The sequence below is a fragment of the Prochlorococcus sp. MIT 0916 genome (assembly GCF_047305155.1).
Lineage (GTDB): Bacteria > Cyanobacteriota > Cyanobacteriia > PCC-6307 > Cyanobiaceae > Prochlorococcus_B.
The window spans coordinates 355,154-376,227 of sequence record NZ_CP138980.1 but is presented as its reverse complement, the minus strand read 5'-3'; the positions used below and the strand labels follow the sequence as shown (position 1 = coordinate 376,227).

The 21,074-nt window shown below is 38.4% G+C and carries 19 protein-coding genes and 1 tRNA gene; 8 read left to right on the top strand and 12 right to left on the bottom strand.

The genetic code is table 11. From position 1 onward, the window contains the following. Positions 1–5: 5 nt before the first annotated feature. Both SIB53_RS02015 and SIB53_RS02010 read right to left on the bottom strand, forming a co-directional pair. Entirely contained in the window at positions 6–449 is a 444-nt protein-coding gene (locus SIB53_RS02015; protein WP_413678560.1) for a hypothetical protein, read from the bottom strand. A 12-nt stretch (positions 450–461) separates the two neighbouring features. Further along, positions 462–674, bottom strand: coding sequence for a DUF3721 domain-containing protein (locus SIB53_RS02010; protein ID WP_413678559.1), 213 nt, complete (start codon positions 672–674; stop codon positions 462–464). A 336-nt stretch (positions 675–1,010) separates the two neighbouring features. Here SIB53_RS02010 and SIB53_RS02005 point away from each other — a divergent pair, with 336 nt between their 5' ends. Further along, entirely contained in the window at positions 1,011–2,228 is a 1,218-nt protein-coding gene (locus tag SIB53_RS02005; protein ID WP_413678558.1) for a hypothetical protein, read from the top strand. A gap of 146 nt (positions 2,229–2,374) precedes the next feature. Continuing rightward, positions 2,375–2,860, top strand: coding sequence for a hypothetical protein (locus SIB53_RS02000; protein ID WP_413678557.1), 486 nt, complete (start codon positions 2,375–2,377; stop codon positions 2,858–2,860). Positions 2,861–2,881: 21 nt separating this feature from the next. On the opposite strand, the gene SIB53_RS01995 is transcribed toward SIB53_RS02000, so the two are convergent. The 5 genes from SIB53_RS01995 to SIB53_RS01975 all read right to left on the bottom strand — a co-directional run bounded on the left by SIB53_RS01995 (position 2,882) and on the right by SIB53_RS01975 (position 6,596). Further along, entirely contained in the window at positions 2,882–3,595 is a 714-nt protein-coding gene (locus SIB53_RS01995) for a phosphoesterase (RefSeq protein ID WP_413678556.1), read from the bottom strand. Beyond that, positions 3,592–4,407 carry a metallophosphoesterase family protein gene (locus tag SIB53_RS01990; RefSeq protein ID WP_413678555.1) on the bottom strand — a complete coding sequence of 272 codons (816 nt, stop codon included), beginning with the start codon at positions 4,405–4,407 and terminating at the stop codon, positions 3,592–3,594. Before SIB53_RS01990 ends, SIB53_RS01995 begins: the two co-directional genes overlap by 4 nt. Positions 4,408–4,419: 12 nt before the next feature. Then, the gene (locus SIB53_RS01985) at positions 4,420–5,196 is read right to left on the bottom strand and encodes an ATPase (protein ID WP_413678554.1); all 777 of its coding nucleotides are present in this window, start codon (positions 5,194–5,196) and stop codon (positions 4,420–4,422) included. A 321-nt stretch (positions 5,197–5,517) separates the two neighbouring features. After that, positions 5,518–6,264: a GTP cyclohydrolase I gene (gene folE, locus SIB53_RS01980; RefSeq protein WP_413678553.1), complete on the bottom strand. Its 747-nt coding sequence runs from the start codon at positions 6,262–6,264 to the stop codon at positions 5,518–5,520. A 260-nt stretch (positions 6,265–6,524) separates the two neighbouring features. Continuing rightward, positions 6,525–6,596: transfer RNA gene (locus SIB53_RS01975), tRNA-Thr, on the bottom strand. A 34-nt stretch (positions 6,597–6,630) separates the two neighbouring features. Here SIB53_RS01975 and SIB53_RS01970 point away from each other — a divergent pair. Beyond that, complete coding sequence (locus SIB53_RS01970; protein WP_413678552.1) at positions 6,631–6,897, top strand: DUF3493 domain-containing protein; 267 nt, start codon at positions 6,631–6,633, stop codon at positions 6,895–6,897. Between the two features lie 58 nt (positions 6,898–6,955). Here SIB53_RS01970 and infB read toward each other — a convergent pair whose 3' ends face one another. Genes infB through SIB53_RS01950 form a run of 4 tightly spaced genes read right to left on the bottom strand, consistent with a single transcriptional unit; the run spans position 6,956 to position 12,859 of the window. Further along, a complete protein-coding gene (infB, locus tag SIB53_RS01965) occupies positions 6,956–10,513 on the bottom strand; it encodes a translation initiation factor IF-2 (protein ID WP_413678551.1) in 3,558 nt (1,185 codons plus the stop codon). Positions 10,514–10,573: 60 nt separating this feature from the next. Beyond that, the gene (locus SIB53_RS01960; RefSeq protein WP_413678550.1) at positions 10,574–10,849 is read right to left on the bottom strand and encodes a YlxR family protein; all 276 of its coding nucleotides are present in this window, start codon (positions 10,847–10,849) and stop codon (positions 10,574–10,576) included. Beyond that, entirely contained in the window at positions 10,846–12,333 is a 1,488-nt protein-coding gene (gene nusA / locus SIB53_RS01955) for a transcription termination factor NusA (protein ID WP_413678549.1), read from the bottom strand. Before nusA ends, SIB53_RS01960 begins: the two co-directional genes overlap by 4 nt. A 55-nt stretch (positions 12,334–12,388) precedes the next feature. Then, positions 12,389–12,859, bottom strand: a complete 471-nt coding sequence (locus SIB53_RS01950) for a ribosome maturation factor RimP (RefSeq protein ID WP_413678548.1) — start codon at positions 12,857–12,859, stop codon at positions 12,389–12,391. 179 nt (positions 12,860–13,038) lie between these two features. Here SIB53_RS01950 and SIB53_RS01945 point away from each other — a divergent pair, with 179 nt between their 5' ends. Both SIB53_RS01945 and rpiA read left to right on the top strand, forming a co-directional pair. Then, positions 13,039–14,184, top strand: coding sequence for a trypsin-like peptidase domain-containing protein (locus tag SIB53_RS01945; protein WP_413678547.1), 1,146 nt, complete (start codon positions 13,039–13,041; stop codon positions 14,182–14,184). Between the two features lie 36 nt (positions 14,185–14,220). Beyond that, positions 14,221–14,931, top strand: coding sequence for a ribose-5-phosphate isomerase RpiA (gene rpiA, locus SIB53_RS01940; RefSeq protein WP_413678546.1), 711 nt, complete (start codon positions 14,221–14,223; stop codon positions 14,929–14,931). Here the strand turns inward: rpiA and hisD are convergent. After that, the gene (gene hisD / locus SIB53_RS01935) at positions 14,918–16,267 is read right to left on the bottom strand and encodes a histidinol dehydrogenase (protein ID WP_413678545.1); all 1,350 of its coding nucleotides are present in this window, start codon (positions 16,265–16,267) and stop codon (positions 14,918–14,920) included. The two genes, rpiA and hisD, sit on opposite strands and share 14 nt — an antisense overlap. Positions 16,268–16,384: 117 nt before the next feature. On the opposite strand from hisD, the gene rpsT reads away from it, so the two are divergent. The 3 genes from rpsT to rpoB all read left to right on the top strand — a co-directional run bounded on the left by rpsT (position 16,385) and on the right by rpoB (position 21,068). Continuing rightward, positions 16,385–16,681 (top strand): 30S ribosomal protein S20, encoded by a 297-nt coding sequence (rpsT, locus tag SIB53_RS01930; protein ID WP_269608861.1) that lies wholly within the window; start codon positions 16,385–16,387, stop codon positions 16,679–16,681. Between the two features lie 49 nt (positions 16,682–16,730). Next, positions 16,731–17,522 (top strand): TatD family hydrolase, encoded by a 792-nt coding sequence (locus SIB53_RS01925; protein ID WP_413678544.1) that lies wholly within the window; start codon positions 16,731–16,733, stop codon positions 17,520–17,522. A gap of 258 nt (positions 17,523–17,780) precedes the next feature. Continuing rightward, the gene (rpoB, locus tag SIB53_RS01920; protein ID WP_413678543.1) at positions 17,781–21,068 is read left to right on the top strand and encodes a DNA-directed RNA polymerase subunit beta; all 3,288 of its coding nucleotides are present in this window, start codon (positions 17,781–17,783) and stop codon (positions 21,066–21,068) included. The last annotated feature ends 6 nt before the right edge of the window (positions 21,069–21,074 follow it).

Here is a 21,074-nt window from a genome sequence, read left to right as displayed (position 1 = left end):
CAAGACTAATTAGGGTTGATATGGGTTGCACAAGGCATCCATAATTTACCCATCTTGTGGACACCAACGCATCCGAGCTTTTTGGCTTCGATCTCTGCCTGAGCTTTAGTTGGATATGCATATATATTTTTTGGAGATGAAGAATCAGAACGATTGATTGACTCCTGAATAGCATTGTTTTCTGGACTCCATACCTTTAGACCCATGGTTGTTATTCCGGCAGAAAATATTCCCATTCCTACTATTGAGGCGTTTAATACTCCCATGGCTACAGCGCCAACAGAAACGACACCCATGGGAACAATTCCAATACTCACAATTCCCATTGGAACAATTCCGATAGAAATGAATCCAAGTGGTGCTATACCAATCGCAATTTTTTTAGGTTTACTTCCACAATGAGAAGGACCTTCTAATGCTTCCTTCTTAGAAGTATTTGAAGTTGTCATTGCTTAAACTTTTTAGTGATGATGGTGATGTCCGTCATGTTTTTCTCCTTTTTCATGAGCATCATGACTTTTGCAAGGCATCCATTTGTCACCCATTTTATGAGCACCCTTGCAATTGAAATCCTTGGCAGCGTTTTCAGCTTCTTTTCTAGTATCAAAGAGGGCACGAGTACTGCTTGTTTCTGAGTTACTTGAACAGCCCATTAGTGAGAATGACAGTGACATAACCAAAAGAGAAACAATAGGCTTAAGATTTTTCATCCTTTATGGTCTTACTAGCTTTTCTAGTATTTAGATTAATTAGATTCTTATTGTTGTCACTGAGTTCCTTGAAATTGTTTCTAAATAATTCAAAGAATGAAAGAAGCCTCTCTTCTCCTCAGCTCTTGTAATCACTAAGATGTAGGTGCGTATTAGCTCTTATTCCACTTGTCAAAAACAAAAATGCTCTTCTGATTTGTATCGATAGTCACATACTGAAGAGGCATATAACCAAGAGCGCTAGGAAAAACAAAGCCTAAATTACACGAAGTAGTGAAACTAGTAACACTAGTAAAAAATTTGAAAAATCTCAGTAAAATTCTTCTATTCCATGTTGGGATAGGTCTTATTGCTCCAGCAGCTGTCGAAGCTGGAGGTGGTGATCATAAAGGTCATCATGATCATCATGGTGGTCACATGAAAATGGGGGATTCATACCCTTCAACTATGTTTATGGGAAAAACGACTTTTGTTTTGGGTGGAGTAGATGACGTAAGTGATTCTGGAATGGGTGGAATGGGTGGAATGGGTGGAATGGGTGGAATGGGTGGAATGGGTGGAATGTCTACTTCTGAGGAAAAGGATGGGATAGTTTTTCATTACGATACAAAGCTGATGTTTATGACCAGTTTTACTGGCCAAGACATGCTTAAGACTGCTGTTCGCGTAGGTAATTTTGGGATGATGGAGCCCTTCGGAATGATGGGTGAGTCAAGATTAGATACTGCTTTTAGTAGTAGTGATTCGTTAGAGCTTCACAAGGCTTATTACCAATTCCCTGTTGGAGGCGATATTCAAGTAACTTTTGGCCCCAAGCTTCGTCAAGATGATTTACTTGGTGTGTGGCCAAGTGCTTACCCAGGCGATGGAGTTTTATTTGTACTAAACCAGGCAGGAGCCAATGATACTTATTCCAAAAAAATGGGAGCGGGTGCAGGTATTACTTGGTCCAATGAAAAGTTAGTTGCTTCTGCACTCTTCGTTTCAGAAGACGCATCGAATTCTTCGATTGGTTTTTTAACGGATGAAGGAAAAGATCATATAACAACTCAGTTGGCATGGGTTGATGAGAAATTTACTCTTGCAGCGGCCTATACCCAAGCGGATAACGGGAATACTGATGATTCTCCTGATGTGAATGATTACTCTTCTTATGGAATTAGTGGTAGTTATCAATTCGGAGACGACTACAGCTTGAGTGCTGGTTTTGGCTGGAAGAATCCTGAAAATGAGGATAGTCCTGATACTGCTATGAATAAGGTGGAGGATGGAAATACATGGTCTATTGGTTTCCTATGGAATGATGCGTTCATTGAGGGGAATAAGTTTGGATTTGGTATTGGAACAGCCGAAACTCATAGAGATGACAGTGGTTATGATGATCCTTTAGCTTGGGAAGCTTTTTATGATTTCACTGTTAACGATAGCGTCACAGTTACTCCAGCTATTTTTGTTATTGAACAAGATGGCAAAGAGGACGTTAATGGAGCTTTAGTGAAAACTACTTTCAAGTTTTGATGCAAATGTTTTTTATCTCCGATAAGCTAACTCATAGTCAATATTAAATTGATTATCTAAATTTTAGAGATTTTCTAATGAGTGAAGATAATGACTATTTATATCTAGACATTTATTATCAATCTTGAAAAGGGTTTAATTCAACTATGACTAAGGCTTCTAAGTATATTTTCATTATAGTTTTTGCTTTTCTTATTCAAGTTTTTTCTCAACCAGTTAATGCATGTGTTGAAGGCTTGAAATGGGGAATGGATCTTTCGAAGGTAGAAACTCATCTTGGTGTGTCTTTGATTCCTATTAAAGAAAAAGCAAATGAGAATCTGTTCGAAGTGAAAGATATTCAAATCAGCGGTTTACCTGTAGAGGCTCTTAGAGTTCGAATTGAAAAGGAGTCTGGACTAAAACAACTTGCTTATGAAATTGACAACGAAAACATGACTGAGGTACTGGCAGGATTACGTTATCGTTTTGGCCCTCCAGTTGGAACAAACGTTGATATTGAAGGTGGTTCATCATCTCAACAACAATGGATTTGGCACACTGGAGAAGATGTGATTGTTGCAGTTAAAAGCGACCAGAGGCCATTTTTACTTTCTTATCGACCATCACTTTTAGATCCCTCTTTTCTCTAACAGAAGTTTTGAAAAATTTAATTACCCAAATCCCCTCGCAGTTGATTTAGGCTGATCAAGAACATTAAGAAAGTGAGTTTTATCACTTCCAACATCATAAAGAGTGTAGTAAGCGCCAGCACCAATTCCTATAACTCCTCTCTTAGGCATTCTCTGTTCTTGCTTACGATTACCACCTAAATCTTTGACGTATGAGTTAACTATAGCGTCAGTCAATTCAAGATGAAATTGCTGAGTACTTCTTGCTGTAAACAATCTATTCACACCAAGTCGAGTAAGACGGTCCAAAAGGATAAGTGGAGGTGTGTCCTTTGTTAGAGAATCTCCAATGTCTTTAGAACTTCCATGGATCAATCCGCAATCCAATTCGACAAATCCAAATTCAAGAGAAGCCAGCCAATTTAAATAATACGGATCTACCGCATTTACAAGATCTTTAACTACGCTTTCTCCTTCATTAAGTCTTAAAGCATCTGCCTTTTGTTCTCCACGATAACCCCGTTCTGCAAGTAGCTGATCTTCCCACCAACCATAAATACATTGGGGCTTGAAATCGCCAGGGAGAGGATTGATTAGACGGTCGATCAATGCATCGCAATTTCTTAACGCTCCTACCATGTCACCCAAAACAAATAAATTTATATCTCCTTGAATTTGTTTTAAATTCTTTTGAATAAGTGCATAAGTCTCAAGGTCGCCCTTTAAACCACTTATTAATGCCCAGCGTTCAATCATCTTTCACACACATGACTAGCATCCTCGGCCAGTTCTGCAAATTCAAAGCCATGACTCAGGCGCCATGCAAATATATGAGGTAGCCCAGCTTCTATGATAGCTTTGCAGGTTCGATTAATATCATAGGAAACTTCTTTAATATCAATATTGTTTGTTTCATCGTCGTAAATCACATAGGTAGCATTAATCCCTCCATGACGCGGTTCGCCAACAGACCCTGCATTGACTATTCTTCTCATAGGTAAATTCATTTCTTTATTTTCTAATTCATTCTTAGGACTGTTTTTAAGACTTACTCGAATTGTTCCATTTCCTAATTCACGAAGATAAGGTAAGTGTGTATGACCACAAAATAAAGTTTCAGCTCCAGCCATTTCTACTCTTTCTAACGCTGCAAATGCATCCATATCTGGAAGGAGATATTCATGTTGACTGTTAGGGCTGCCATGAACAAAAAGCAATTTATTTCTACGTATTGATTTTGGAAGGCTAGCTAGAAAACCCTTATTTTTATTCGACAACTTTGTAGTAGTCCATTTGTGAGCTTCGTGTCCACGTCTTTCGGCAAGTTGAGAGGGATAGCTACAATCACAGGCATCAAGTCCATCGACAACATCTTCATCCCAACAACCCTGACAGGTGGCGATATTACGCTCTCTTATTAACTCCACTACCTCATTTGGATGTGGTCCATAGCCCACCAAGTCACCAAGGCAAGTAATGATATCAATTCCATGACGATCGATGTCGTTAAGTACAGCCTCTACAGCTGGAAGGTTGGCATGTAAACATGAGATAACTGCTTGTTTCATAAGTAAAGTTTATTAAGTTGCTGCTAATTGTTGATTGCCAAGAGAAGCTTGATGGAACTGCAATACAGCATCATTTACAAGACAAAGATTCACAGTAGATTTAATGCTTACAAAATCAAGATTTCTTCCTTGAATAATTAGTTGCGATATTCGCTGAGGTCTACCCTTGGGTGGCGCAAAATTATTTAGTTGCAAAAACTGCGAACCATTTCGACTAACAATCCAGTTGAACAACATAAATCGTCCATCAATGATGTTCATCAGGGCTTTTGCTCGATATACATCTCCATATGCACCATTAACTAATTCAAACCAAAAAGTATTTAGGCTTGGCGGATCCCAAACAGTCTCATTAAGGTTGATACTCAAGGATTCGATCTTTTCAAAGTTTAATGTGTCATCAATAGGCAATTCATTGTCACGGCCAAAATGGAGATATCTATCAGGTATAAGTTTTAAATTCTCAAGCAGGTTAATAACACGTCGATCAATGCCAGCCAATCCAGATTCCTTAGGAAGATAAAACTGAGGAAGCTCAATAAATAACAACAAATCATCTTGATCAGTACATAGTTGATCAGAGGATTTAGATAAATCTATTAGCTGTGGTATTTGATCTTTAAGAAATACATAATCAATCTCATTAGAGGTTGCCTGTTCCAAAGAGTTCTCTGAGAATCCTGAAAGGCGAAGAAAACCACAAGAACTATTATGTTTTTTCAATCTATTAAGGATCCAGCTGGTTTTACCACAACCTGGAGGACCTGAAATCAACCAGACCTGACGCATTCAAAAGATACGGAATATTGCAAAAGAATATACATCCATTTTGAAAATGATTTCCATTTTCATTCGCATGTTAAAACATTCAAGCTGAAGTCTTAGTAGGATTACCTTTTATTTTTACTCCTCCAGTTGGGCAAAGTGATTATGTTAAAGATAGATCGTTTCATCAATAATTGATAAGACATAGAGTTGATAATGAAATTGTCTCAGTCGATAGCTATCAAAGTCATTTTGCTTACTTATCTTTACGTGCTATTAGAATACTCTTTTCGCTATTAGAGATTTATTCAAAAGTTGAAGTAACCACGCCAAAGGTAAATTGATTTAGTAATTTTTCCCGAAATTTGACTGCTGTTTAACAAGCTCGAAGAACTCCTGCTTTAAACTTGCATCATGACGAAAATCACCCCTAACAATTGAATTGATCATGCTGGTTTCTGGCTCTTTTACTCCTCTCCATTTCATACAATAATGTTGAGCTTTAACAAGAATTGCTAAGCCTTTAGGTTCACACAAACGTTCTATTTCATCGGCAAGAATCATTACGGCTTCTTCTTGAATATGTGGTCTAGAAAAAACCCAATCAGCTACTCTTGCAAACTTAGAAATTCCAATAACTTTTTCTCCTGGTTTTATTCCTATCCAACAATCTCCAAGAATTGGAACAAAGTGATGAGAACATGCAGACCTAACAGTTATTGGTCCAAGTGTGTAGATCTCATCTAAATTTCTATCGTTTGGAAAATTAGTAACTTTTGGTTGAGGGTGATATCTTCCTTTAAATACTTCATTTAAATACATTCTCGAAACTCGTTCTGCTGTTTCTTGAGTGTTGTGGTCATTATCAACATCAATCAACAAAGTTTTCAACAAATCTCTAACTCTGGTGGCAACTTCTCTCTCAAGAGTTTCTAATTCTCCGGGCTGAATGAAATCAGAAATATTATCATTTGCATGGAATCTAGCTCCATTAGCTTGTATACGTTCGCGAATTATTTCTGAGACTAATTTGCAAGAAATTTGTTCTTTTAAATTATCCTTAACATTCTCATTAGGAGCAGTAGAAGTCATAACCTTTGTTTGTAAGGGTAAAAACCGATGACATACATTTAGAGCGCTAAGACCCTAACATATCGAGATCACTTTCGTTATGAAGGGAATACCTAGGCGCTTTTCTTTGAATCATTAGTCACGGTTATTTTCTAATGGAAAGGTCTTAGTTATTTCAGCAGTTGTAACAGGTTTCATCAAAGAATAAATTTGGTTATAACTGGGTAATTTAGGTGCCCTTCTTTTTGGCAAATACTTCCTAAAGCCATTAAATAACTCTATGCCGATGAGTGGAATTGAACCACCGACCTACTGGTTACGAATCAGTTGCTCTACCCCTGAGCTACACCGGCATTAGAATCAAATTATCATCTTTCGATTTGTTTTTTGAATAATCCTAATAAGTCTGGATCCGATTTGGATCCTAATTTAAGAGCTCGTTTACTGAAGGAGTCTAAAAATCCTTTTCGGGGATTAAGAAGAGCTGTTTGGATAGCACTCTTCGGGTCAGCGGCACTAGGCTTTTTAATTATGTTTACCAATATCATTGCGGGAGACAAAGTATCTATTAATGACCTTGCTATACAAACCTCAGCACTTTTAATTCTTGGATTTATATTATTCAAAGATAGAAATAAACAAAATGATGATTAGTTTTTTATCTTTAATTGATTCAATATAATTTGGCTTAAGTAAAAGCTAATAGCGATAATTAGTTGGTTAACTTTCTTCTTTGAGTTACGAGCTTGAAGGCTTCTATTTGATCCCCCTCTTCCCAGTTCGCAAATCGATCACAACCTATTCCGCATTCGAAACCTGTTGATACGTCTTTTACATCATCTTTATTTCTTTTCAGTGAATCAAGATCGCCTTCAAAAACAACTTGCTTTCCTCGTTTGACTCTAGCGCGGCAATTCCGTTGTATTTTTCCAGTTGTTACATAGCAACCAGCAACGGCACTTTTGCCAATAGAGAATATTGCTCTGACCTCAGCAACCCCTAAGGCTTCTTCTATCATTTCCGGTTCTAGAAGACCCTCCATAGCTAATTGGATATCTTCTAAAAGCTTATAGATAACCTCGTAATCTCTTACGTCTACACCATTCGCATCAGCTGCGCGTTTGGCACCCGATGCCATTGAAGTATTAAATCCAACTATGACCGCACCAGAGGCTGCTGCTAAGTCAACATCAGTTTCAGTAATTTCACCTGGAGCTGATAGCAATACTCTTACTTGGACTTCGTCTTTAGGAAGCTGTTCTAAAGAACCAAGTATCGCTTCTAAGCTTCCTTGAACATCAGCTTTAAGGATTATATTTAATTCTTTAAGTTCACCCTCACTTGCTTGGCCAGACATCGAAGAAAGTGATACTCGTCTGGAAGCCATTTGCTGCGCAAGCCTTGCTGCCCGAGCATCTGTGGCACGTTCTCCAACCACTGCTCTTGCGGCCTTTTCGTCTGGGTAAACTTCAAACTCATCACCAGCTATTGGCACTTCACTGAATCCAAGAGCTTCTACTGGACAAGATGGACCTGCCTCTTTAATTCTTGATCCATTTTCATCTACCATTGCCCTTACTTTCCCAAGTACTGGACCAGCTGCGACTACATCTCCTGACTTAAGGGTACCGTTTTGAACAAGTAAAGTTGCAACGGGCCCTTTCGCTTTATCTAGATGTGCCTCTATAACTGTACCTTTTGCCAATCTATCTGGGTTCGCCTGTAAATCTTCTACTTCAGTTACTAGTAAAACCATTTCTAATAGTTTATCTATGTTTTCTCCTTTAATGGCGCTCACGGGAACCATTACTACGTCTCCTCCCCACTCTTCTGACAATAAATCCTGCTCTGATAACTCTTGTTTTACGCGGTCGGGAGAAGACCCTTCTTTATCGATTTTATTAATTGCTACGACAATGGGAACTTTTGCTGCTCTTGCATGACTAATAGCTTCAAGGGTTTGAGGCCTAACGCCGTCATCTGCAGCTACTACTAAAATCGCTACATCTGTAACCCTAGTGCCTCTAGCTCTCATCGCTGTGAAAGCTTCATGTCCAGGAGTGTCAAGAAAAGTTAGTTTCTTAGTTGATCCATCATGTTCAGTCTCAATTTGATAAGCACCAATATGTTGAGTAATACCTCCAGCCTCTCCTGCCGCAACTCTCGCTTTTCTTATCGCGTCAAGTAAAGAGGTTTTTCCATGGTCCACGTGCCCCATAACCGTAACGACAGGCGGCCTTCTGATTAAGTGTTTTAAATCTCCCTCCTCAATCATTTCAACTGTCTTCTTCGCAGCCTCTTCAACATCATCTTGAAGAACAGGTACGCCAAATTCCTCAGCAACTGTCTCTATTGTGGCTAGATCTAGTGATTGAGTGACAGTGGCGGTAATTCCTTTGAAAAATAATGATTTAATAATTTCGGAACTTTCAACACTCAACATGTCAGCAAGCTCTTGAACTGTGAGATTGTCTTCTGGGACAACAATCATTTCAGGCCTTACAAGTTTTGCTTCCCTAGCGGCTCTTAATTCCATTGCACGTCTTCGTTGTCTTTGACGAGTAGTTTCTTTCTTACGTTTTTTAAGTGCAGTTAAAGGCTTCGCATTGTTTTTCTTGCCAGATTTGGGCTTTGATGGTCGAGCTAAACTTGCTGAGAGAACAACTGCTTGTTGTTCTCCTGCAAATCCACTTGTCTCCGCAGTAAGAGCATCATCATTCTCTCCAATGATATGGACTTTTTGACGTTGTTTTTGAGGTGATTTGTTTCTTAAGGCATCGAGCTTTGCACTGTCATCCCAATCAGGTCTCCCAGCCCTTCTTGGAGCAGCGGCAGGACCACCAGGCCTATGCGCTGGCTTTTTAGGAGCTGCTGGAGTTGGCCTATTTACTGGTGGCCTTGCTCCAGTAGAGTTTTCTCTTTTTGGTCTAGGACTAGTTGGAGAATCAGATTTTCTTTGAGGTGCACTTGGTCTGGCTTGTGGCTTTTGCAGTTGCATCAATTCACTAGGTGCAACTGGTTTTCTCATGCCAGATGGAACACCTGGACGATTGTTAGAACGGCTTGGTCCACCAGCAGACCTGTTAGGAACTCCAGGTCTGCTTTGCATCCCACCTCGATTTAGAGATCCAGCACGAACTGGGGCTCCAGGTCGATTATTTGGACCTGGACGATTTTGACCTTGCATAGGTCGATTAGCTACTCCGCCTCTATTAGGAGCTTGCCGATTTGGGGAGCCAGGGCGACTGGGGCCTCCTCCACCTGGTCTGTTATTAGGACCAGGCCTATTTGATAATCCTTGACGATTTGCAGTGACTGGAGGCTTTGGCGCTCCAGGTCTCGATGGCATTATTGGTTTTTTTCTTGGTTCGTTAGTTTGCGGCTTGGTTGTAGGTTTTTCGCGTCTTATGGGAGCACCAACTAGTTCGAGAGTATTCCCTTTCGTTGAAGGAGAAGTAGTCCTTGAGGGCGAATTTTGTTTGTTCTGACTTTTGATTTTTTGAGAATTGCCTGGACCAACTTTTTGAGAAGAAAAGTCAGCTTGACTAATCCTTGCTTTTGGCTTTTGGTTATTGGGTTGTAATTGTTTTTTATCTTGATTATTTATTTTTGGTCTGCTTGGTGGTGCTAATGGTCTCTTAGGTTGCTGACTATAAGTTTGTTGTGATTGACTTATTGGCTTTTTAACTGATTCAGAACTTTTTGGTTTATTAATTAATTTGTTATCTGTTTTTTGTTTGAAAATAGGAATTTCTTTCTCAGTTTGATTTAAAGGCTTGGTAATGGTTGGTTGTAATTCTTGTCTTGGCTTGGGAGGAAGTGGTTTGTTTGGTTTAGAGGGTTGTTTTATTTGTTGTTGTCCAGGAAATTTATTCTTTAAAGTTTTTGGTCTATTGGCTTGAGATGATCCCTGGGCTTTCACTAAGGTTTGACTTGGCTGTGAAGGAACATTTAACTTTGCTTGTGAAATATCTGATTGTTTAGGAGTGTTTTGTTTAGGTTCAGCCTTCTGATCGTTTTGAGTTTTAAGAGGACTTTTTTTAACGGACAGAATTTCTTTATCTAATTGCTTACTAGGTTTACTGGTTGTTTTTAAATTATTGCTTTTTTTTAGAAAATCTTTGATTTGGTTTGCTTCAAGACTGCTTATAGAACTGCTATGGCTCTTTGCTGCAATAGCCAGTTTTCGAGCTGCATCTAGCACATCTTTATTGTCAAGGCTTAAGTCCTTGGACAATTCATAAATTCTGATTTTGCCGCTGCTGGTCATTAATGTTGTGCTTGAACTTTAGATTTGGTTTTTGAGTTTACTGAGTTCTCTTAATGAACATCATGCCTCACTATCTGAATCAATGCAGGTATTAAGTTGTTTTTGGAGCATATTGAAAACGCTTGAGTGAATATCACATCTCAAAGCTTTTTGTAATCGTTTACGCTTCAAAGCTTCTTCAAAACATGACTCAGTTGGACAAAGATAGGCTGATCTTCCCATCCCTTCTGAGAGAACTACTCCATTCTGAAAATCTCTAGTAACTTTTAAAAGATACTTGCGATCAAGAACTTTTTTGCAAGCTACACATCTACGCAGAATGGGGCTTTGACTCACCGGGTTCCTTCCTCTTGTTTAATCATTTTATCTTCAACAGTATCCATATCTTCGACTGTTTCTTGAATATCACTCTCATCAGTTTCAATTTCTGTGTAATTAGGATCAATATTTGAATTAGTTTCAGAAGATTCAGATTCTGTTCCATCATTATCGACATCTGATAATTGATCACCTTGAAAATCTTCTTCGTCTTCTGGCAGTGGATAAAGCTCTCTTAAGCGTGCATCCTCTTCAGCCCTAGCGGCCTGCTCTGCTTCTAATCTCTGCTCAGCTTCTCTCTGTAAAGATTCCTCTTCTTCCCTTTGAGAAATTAATTCAGCGACCTCAGAATCTTCAGTAGCTTGATCATATTCTTGTGAGTTTTTGATATCTATTTTCCATCCTGTAAGTCTTGCCGCCAGTCTTACATTTTGTCCTTCTCTACCTATAGCGAGGCTAAGTTGATCTGGAGGGACTAGTACATGCGCATGCTGACCTTCTGGATCAACAAGTCTTACTACTTCAACTCTTGCAGGACTTAAAGAATTACAGATGTATTGAACAGGGTCAGAAGACCATCTAATTACATCTATTTTTTCCCCACGGAGTTCATTAACTACTTGTTGAATGCGAGATCCTCTAGCACCAATACATGCTCCAACAGGGTCCACCTCTCTCTCAATACTGTCAACAGCTACTTTTGTTCTGGGCCCTACTGCTCTTGAAGGCGGATTGGCTTCGCGAGCAACAGCAACAATTCGTACTGAACCTTCTTGAATTTCAGGAACTTCATTTTCAAATAAATAGACAACCAATCCAGCATTTGACCTGCTTACAAAAAGTTGAGGCCCTCTTCTAGGAATTTCACTTACTTCTTTTAGGAAAACTTTAAATGTTGCGTTTGCTCGATAATTATCATTTGGCAATTGATCTCGTCTTGGCAGCTCTGCTTCTACTTCTGGTCTACCTAAACCAGAACTTACTGCCATAATTACTGACTGTCTTTCAAATCTTATGACTCTGGCAGTAAGGACTGGGTCTTCTAAGTCAGCAAATTCCTCTTGAATCATTCTTCTTTGCTGATCTCTCAACTTTTGGGCTAAGACTTGCTTGGTTGTAGCTGCAGCCATTCTTCCAAAATCTTCTTTTTCTGGAGTCACATCTAGGACAACAGTATCTCCAACTTGCGCATCATCAGCAACTTGCATAACCTCTGCTATTGCTATTTGATGATCATCACTCTCAACCTCTTCAACTATTATTTTACTGGCTAAAACTCTATAACCTTCCTCCTCTAGATCCAAGCCAACATCAAAATTGCTAAAATAATCCTCTTCAAAAGGATCTTCGCTGATACCTAAATAAAGTGTTCGTCGATATCTTTCGTAACCTTTTAGAAGTGCTTCTCTCAAAGCAGCTTCGACAACTTGTGATGGAAGTTTCTTTTCCTCACTAATGTCTTCAATTAAGTTATTTAAGCCTGGGAGTAGAACAAGAGCCATCGATGATGGGATATAGAGATTAGAATGATTGGGTTAGATAATTGATATCTAGATTTTAACCAGAGGGTGTTGTGAGTCGGACTTGAATAATGTCTTCGACTGGGATTCGGTTAATTTTCCCCTTTTGATTTATTTGTAGATCATTATCTGTCCTTTTTAGAAGTAAACCATTTGTTTGTTGTTCAATTTTTTTTAAATCCTGATAAGTAACTTCAATTGGAAACCCTTTAAAAATTTGAAAATCTTTTTGCTCAGTTAAGAAATCACCAACTCCTTCGCTGCTGATTTCTAAAGTGAAAGGTTGATCAAGGATTGAAGAACCTTGAATTGCTTCATCAATATATTGGCTAAGCATTGAACAGTCATCAATGCTGACTTTCTTTTCAGGATTTTTGTGTCGTATATGTACTTGAATTGATAAGGGATTTGAATGAGTAAGAATTTTAAAATCCGTTACATCAAAGCCATAATCAGTAGCTGACTTTGCTGTAAGAACTTTCAATTCTGTATCGGTTTGATTAAACAAAAGTCAATGTCGAAGTCGGGCAGTAAGCCCGAGCGGTTTCAGTTTTGACCTGCCTCTAGTTAAAGAGGTACCGTCAGGCAACTAAATATTACTAGATAAAGGTTTCGGTTACCTCTAAAATCAAATTCTTCTTATTTAGCTTTCATCTACTTTATTGTTTTTATAAGATTAATTTAATTATGCGAAGCCTCAAAAAGTTAGAGATCATGGGGAGAATTAGGAGTCTATTTTTCCTTGCATCAGTTCTTTTTTGCTTTTTGTTTGGATCAATAGCTGTATTTGCTTTAGAGGATTTTCAAGGAAGTGAATCACATAGTTTTGTTGCTAATGTCGCTAGTAGGGTTTCACCAGCGGTAGTTCGTATTGATATTGAAAGAGAACTGCAAACAGATGAATTTGAAGCTGATTTGTTAGATCCTTTATTAAGAGATCTTTTAGGAGATTTGGGGAATTTCCCAAAAAAAGAGAGGGGACAAGGTTCTGGGGTGATAATCGATACTTCTGGTTTAATTCTTACCAATGCTCATGTAGTGGAGAGAGTTGATCGTGTGATAATCACTCTTCAAAATGGAAATCAAGTGGACGGAAGAGTTGTTGGAACTGATCAAGTCACTGACTTGGCTTTGGTAAAAATTAAAGAATTTCCTGGTTTAGAAAGTGCAAAATTGGGTGATTCCGAAGATATTCGAGTTGGGGACTGGGCAATTGCTCTTGGAACTCCTTATGGCCTAGAAAGTACTGTCACTCTGGGCATAGTCAGTAGTCTTCACAGAGACATTAATACTCTTGGATTTTCTGACAAGAGATTGGATTTAATTCAAACTGATGCAGCAATAAACCCTGGAAATTCTGGAGGACCATTGATAAATTCCAATGGAGAAGTTATTGGAATAAATACTTTGGTCAGATCAGGTCCAGGGGCTGGACTTGGATTTGCAATACCCATCAATCTTGCTTCAAAAGTTACCAATCAACTTCTCTCCAATGGAGAGGTTATCCATCCTTATTTAGGAGCTCAGTTAGTTTTATTGAATGAAAGAATAGCTAAAGAGCATAATCAAGATCCAAATGCATTAATTTTTTTACCTGAAAGATCAGGAGCACTTGTTCAGTCTGTTATCCCTCAAAGTCCAGCAGAGGAAGGAGGATTAAGACGGGGTGATCTGGTTATTTATGCAGGTGGCAACGAAATCAATGATCCTAGGTCTTTATTAATGCAAGTTGAGAATGCTCAAATAGGTAAGCCATTTGAGTTGGAAGTAGTACGAAATAATAAAGAGATTAATCTTTCTATTAAGCCCGCAGCTTTGCCGGGAATTAGCTGAAAATCTTGCTACTGTCTTTCGAAAAGGTAAGCCTAAATGGATCTCCAAAATCAGATGAAACAAGCAGTTGCTCAAGCTGCAGTAGATCAAATTCAAAATGGGATGATTCTCGGCCTCGGCTCTGGTTCCACAGCTGCTTTGATGATTGAAGCTCTTGCTGCGAAAATAAAATCAGGAGAAATTAAAGATGTAGTTGGAGTAACTACATCTTTTCAGGGTGAAGTTCTTGCTTCAGAATTAGAAATCCCACTGAAATCTCTGTCCTCGGTTTCAGAAATTGACCTTGCAATTGATGGCGCAGATGAAGTTGATCCCAAATTCCAACTAATCAAGGGCGGAGGAGCCTGTCATGTACAGGAAAAACTTGTTGCCGCTTTGGCTAAAAAATTTATAGTTGTAGTTGACTCAACAAAACTTGTTGAAAAATTGAACCTTGATTTCAAATTACCAGTAGAGGTTCTTCCTTCTGCTTGGAAACAAGTACAAAAAACATTAAAGAATCTTGAAGGAGAGGGTAATCTAAGAATGGCTCAGAAAAAGGCTGGGCCAATAGTTACTGATCAGGGGAACTTAATACTTGATTTAACTTTTAGAAATGGCATTGACCAGCCTGAACTATTGGAGAGTCAAATTAACAACATTCCAGGTGTTCTTGAAAATGGACTTTTTGTAAACCTGACAGATGAAGTACTAGTTGGAAAAGTAGAAAATGACGTGGTGGGTGTTGAATCACTTAAAAAGATTTAGGATCTCTAATTCGTATTGATTCGGCGTGACTATGCAACCCTTCGCTATTGGCTAAATGCACAACTGCATTTTTATTTTCAATAAAGGCTTCTTTTGTAAAATCAATAAGTGAAGTATTTTTCATAAAAGTTTCTACCCCAAGAGCGCCAGCAAATCTAGCAGTCCCTGAAGTGGGAAGAGTGTGATTGGGCCCTCCAAGATAATCTCCAATAGCCTCTGGGCTCCATGGTCCCATAAATATTGCTCCAGCATTCTTTATGCTTTTTGATAATTCTTTCGGCTCCTCTACAAGCAATTCAAGATGTTCTGGGGCAAAAGCATCACTTAATTTAGCGCAAGTTTCTAAATCATCACAAAGGACTATTAAACCCCAATTAGCGATTGATTCTTGGCATATTTCCAATCTTGGATGATTAATTAATTGACGTTCAATCTCTGTTGGTAATTTTTCCGCTAGTTTTTTATTAGTTGTTATTAGTATTGCAGAAGCTAAAGGATCATGTTCCGATTGGGCTAACATATCTGATGCTACATGTTCCAATTTTGCTGATTGGTCAGCGATTATGAGGATCTCACTTGGACCAGCCAAAGAATCAATCCCTACCTTTCCATAAACTTTTTTCTTTGCCAAAGTTACATAAATATTCCCTGGTCCAGTAATTACATCTACTTTTGGAATTGAATCAGTTCCAATAGCAAGTGCGCCAATAGCTTGAGCGCCTCCAATACGAAAAACTTTGTTGATACCTGTAATATGGGCTGCAGCTAATACGGTTTGGTTTAAGTCCCCTTGAGAGTTAGCAGGAGAAACCATGAAGGTTTGATGTACTCCTGCTACATAAGCAGGAATAGCATTCATTAGCACGGTGCTTGGATATGCGGCTCTTCCACCAGGAACATATATTCCCGCTTTTTGAACAGGACTCCATCTTCGACCTAGTGATTCTCCATGGGGGCCTGTATAAGTAATATTTTTTGGTACCTGCAGAGCATGAAATTTTTCAATTCTTTTTTTTGCTAATAAAAGTGAATCTTGTAACTCCTTAGGAGTCTCTTCCCAGGCTTTCAGTATTAAATCTGACGGTACTTGAAAGTTTTCTGTTAGAAATCCATCAAAGCGAGAAGTGTATTCTTTAAGGGCCTCATCCCCCCTCTCACTTACGTCTTTAAGAATATCGTCAACTACCTTTACAGCTTTATCTTGAATCGTTCCAGCTGTTCTATCAATAATTATCTTGAGCTCGCGCTGAGCCTGATCAATTTTATTAACCGTTTTGATGTTCAATTTTTTTGAAGGGGTTTCTTGAACCTCATCTTTATTAATTGCTTGCGCCATGAACATTTGGCTATTGGTTCAGTTTGATTATCTTATGCCTTAATTTTGATTTATGTAGATCTTCTTCATGGTCTTGAGGTAGTGTGGATTAATATAAGATTAAATTACTAAGCCTCCGTGGCAAATACCAACTCAGCTAAAAAGCGAATTCAAATTGCGGAACGCAACCGCCTTGAAAACAAAAATTACAAATCTACAGTTCGCACTTTAATGAAGCGATGCTTTGTAGCTTGTGGAATATTTGAAAAAGAACCTGGCGATGAATCCAAAGCAGATCTTCAAAAAACATTTAACTTAGCCTTTAGCAAAATTGATAAAGCAGTTAAAAAAGGTGTTTTGCATAAAAATACAGGAGCTAATCAGAAATCTAGACTTAGTATTGCTCTTAAGAAAGTTTTGAAAGAAGTTGTTTGAGAATAAATAATCTAAGATTTATTATTCAAAGAAGATTTTATTTTGCATCTTGAGTGATTCTAAAAGTTCAATAATTGATAGTCACTGTCATATCGTGTTCTCTAGCTTTAATGAAGATAGAGAAAAAGTTGCAGAAAGGTGGCGGTCGCAAGGCGTTAAAGCGTTATTACATTCTTGCGTAGAACCCTCCGAAATTCCTGCTATTAAATCAATGGCTGATCAATTTAAGGAGATGAGATATTCAGTAGGAGTTCATCCATTGGATGTACATCATTGGGGAGCTGAAACCGTAAATGTTTTAAAAAATGCAGCTCTCGAAGACAGTCGGGTTGTTGCAATAGGAGAACTAGGACTTGATCTTTTCAAAGCAGAGAACTTGCATGAGCAGCTTTCAATTTTAATGCCGCAATTAAACTTGGCTTTTGAATTGAATTTGCCAGTCATTGTTCATTGCAGAGATGCAGCAAAAGAAATGTTGGAAGTTTTTTCTAAACTTTCTAAAGATGGTCGCTGCCCAAAAGGTGTAATGCATTGCTGGAGTGGCAATGTCATAGAAATGAGAGACTTCCTTGATCTAGGCTTTTACATAAGCTTCAGTGGAAATGTAACTTTCAAAAACGCCATTTCTATTCATGAATGCGCCAAAGAAGTTCCTTCCGATAGAGTTTTGGTGGAAACTGATAGTCCTTTCTTATCACCCGTCCCTCATAGAGGAAAAAGGAATGAACCCTCTTATGTAAAGCATGTAGTAGAAAAAATCTCAGAAATTAGAGGTGAAAGTTTTTCTGAAATTGCTGAAAAAACAACTCAAAATGCTAGGGAATTGTTTGGGTTGCCTTAAATTTCATCATTTCCCCTAGTTAATTCTCTGTTTTGTGTGTAATATTATTTATTGTCTTGTATAGCGTGGTATCTACGCTTAACCCTTGATGAAGGTTCTACTTTTTGAGTCAGTTTGTTCGTTGATTAAGTAAATCCATTTTCAAATCTCAGTCTTTTTATAGATTGTTTTTGGTTGTTTTTCTTAGGAAAGATCATTTTTTGACCTTAAAGGACAAGACATTTACCCCGTCCTCTACATATAAACGCAGGTTCTCGAATGAGCAGAAGCGCGATTCAGGTAGCCAAAGCAGCTACATATCTGCCTGATTTGGTTGAGGTGCAAAGATCAAGTTTTAAGTGGTTTTTGGATAAAGGCTTGATTGAAGAATTAGACAATTTTTCTCCCATTACTGACTATACAGGTAAGCTTGAATTGCATTTTATAGGAGCTGAATATAAGCTTAAGCGTCCTAGGCATGATGTTGAAGAAGCAAAAAGAAGAGACGCAACGTTTGCTTCGCAAATGTATGTTACTTGTAGGTTAGTTAATAAAGAAACTGGAGAGATTAAAGAACAAGAAGTTTTTATAGGTGAACTACCTTTAATGACTGAACGTGGAACTTTTATAATAAATGGTGCTGAGAGAGTAATAGTTAACCAAATTGTTCGAAGTCCAGGAGTTTATTTCAAAGATGAGCAAGATAAAAATGGTAGAAGAACTTATAATGCAAGTGTTATTCCTAACCGCGGAGCATGGTTAAAGTTTGAAACTGATAAAAATGATTTGTTGCATGTTCGTGTAGATAAAACAAGAAAAATCAATGCTCATGTCCTAATGAGGGCAATGGGATTGTCAGATAATGACGTTATAGATAAATTACGACATCCTGAGTTTTATAAAAAATCAATTGATGCGGCAAATGAAGAAGGTATTAGTTCTGAAGATCAGGCATTGCTTGAGCTTTATAAAAAGTTAAGACCAGGTGAACCTCCATCAGTAAGTGGTGGTCAACAGCTACTTCAAACAAGATTTTTTGATCCAAAACGATATGATTTAGGAAGAGTTGGTAGATATAAAATAAATAAGAAGTTACGCTTAACTATTCCTGACAATGTAAGAACACTTACAAACGAAGATGTTCTTTCTACTTTGGATTATTTAATAAATTTAGAATTAGATGTTGGTGGAGCAACTTTGGATGATATTGATCATCTTGGTAATAGGAGAGTAAGGTCAGTTGGAGAACTTTTACAAAACCAGGTTAGGGTTGGTTTAAATAGACTTGAAAGGATAATTAAAGAGAGAATGACTGTTGGGGAAACAGACTCACTTACTCCAGCACAATTAGTAAATCCAAAACCTTTAGTTGCCGCAATCAAAGAATTTTTTGGTTCCAGTCAATTAAGTCAATTTATGGATCAAACCAATCCATTAGCTGAATTAACTCATAAAAGACGTATCTCTGCTTTGGGTCCAGGAGGTTTGACTCGGGAAAGAGCTGGTTTTGCGGTGAGAGATATTCATCCATCTCATTATGGGAGACTGTGTCCAATTGAAACTCCTGAAGGACCTAATGCTGGTCTCATTAATTCTTTAGCAACACATGCACGAGTAAATGAATATGGTTTTATTGAGACACCATTTTGGAAGGTAGATAATGGACGGTTAATTAAAGAAGGTGATCCTATTTATCTTTCTGCAGATTTAGAAGATGAGTGTCGGGTTGCTCCAGGTGATGTTGCTACAGATGAAGAAGGGAAAATATTGGCAGAGCTTGTTCCTGTTAGGTATCGACAAGACTTTGAAACGGTTTCCCCTGAACAAGTTGATTATGTTCAATTATCACCTGTTCAGGTTATTTCTGTGGCGGCATCGTTAATTCCATTTTTGGAACATGATGATGCTAATAGGGCTCTAATGGGCTCAAACATGCAAAGACAAGCAGTACCTCTTTTACGTCCGGAAAGACCTCTCGTAGGAACAGGTTTAGAGACGCAAGTAGCTAGAGACTCTGGAATGGTTCCAATTTCAAAAGTAAATGGAACAGTAACTTATGTTGATGCGAATGCAATTGTCATTACTGATAATGAAGGCAATGACCATACGCACTTCTTGCAAAAATATCAAAGATCCAATCAAGATACTTGTTTAAATCACAGGCCGATAGTTTTTAATGGTGACCCAGTAATTGTTGGGCAGGTTTTAGCTGATGGGTCAGCATGTGAGGGAGGTGAAATCGCTCTGGGTCAAAATGTATTAATTGCATACATGCCATGGGAAGGTTATAACTATGAAGATGCAATTCTCGTTAGCGAGAGATTAGTTAAAGATGATCTGTATACTTCTGTCCATATAGAAAAATATGAAATAGAAGCTCGTCAAACAAAATTAGGTCCTGAAGAAATAACAAGAGAGATACCAAATGTATCAGAAGAAAGTCTTGGGAATTTGGATGAGATGGGAATTATTAGAATAGGAGCCTTCGTTGAAAGTGGGGACATTCTTGTTGGAAAAGTAACCCCTAAAGGAGAATCAGATCAACCCCCTGAGGAAAAACTGTTAAGAGCTATTTTTGGAGAAAAAGCTAGAGATGTAAGAGACAATTCTCTTCGAGTTCCCTCAACTGAGAGAGGCCGAGTAGTTGATGTCAGAATATATACAAGAGAACAAGGCGATGAGCTGCCACCTGGAGCAAATATGGTTGTCAGAGTCTATGTGGCTCAACGCAGAAAGATTCAAGTTGGCGATAAAATGGCAGGTAGACATGGTAATAAGGGAATTATAAGCAGAATATTGCCAAGAGAGGATATGCCTTATCTCCCTGATGGCACCCCTGTAGATATATGCCTTAATCCCCTTGGAGTTCCAAGTCGAATGAATGTAGGGCAAGTTTTTGAGCTGCTTATGGGTTGGGCTGCTTCAAACTTGGATTGTCGAGTTAAAATTGTTCCTTTTGATGAGATGTATGGATCAGAGATGTCTAATCAGACAGTTCAAGCTTATTTAAAAGAAGCTGCAAATCAGCCAGGTAAATCATGGGTATACAACCCTGAGGACCCTGGGAAGTTATTACTTACTGATGGTCGAACAGGTGAGCCTTTTGATCAACCTGTTGCTGTTGGCTATGCTCATTTCCTAAAACTTGTACATTTAGTAGACGATAAAATTCATGCTCGTTCTACAGGTCCATATTCTTTGGTTACTCAACAACCTCTTGGTGGAAAGGCCCAGCAAGGTGGACAGCGTTTGGGAGAGATGGAAGTATGGGCACTCGAGGCTTATGGAGCAGCATACACCCTTCAAGAATTGCTAACTGTCAAGTCTGATGACATGCAAGGCCGTAATGAAGCTCTTAATTCAATTGTAAAAGGTAAACCAATTCCAAGGCCTGGGACTCCGGAATCTTTCAAAGTTTTAATGAGAGAACTTCAGTCATTGGGATTAGACATTGGTGTTTATACAGATGATGGAAAAGAGGTTGATCTAATGCAAGATGTTAATCCCCGTAGGAGCACACCAAGTAGACCTACTTATGAATCATTAGGTAAAGAGTATGAGGAGTAATTAACT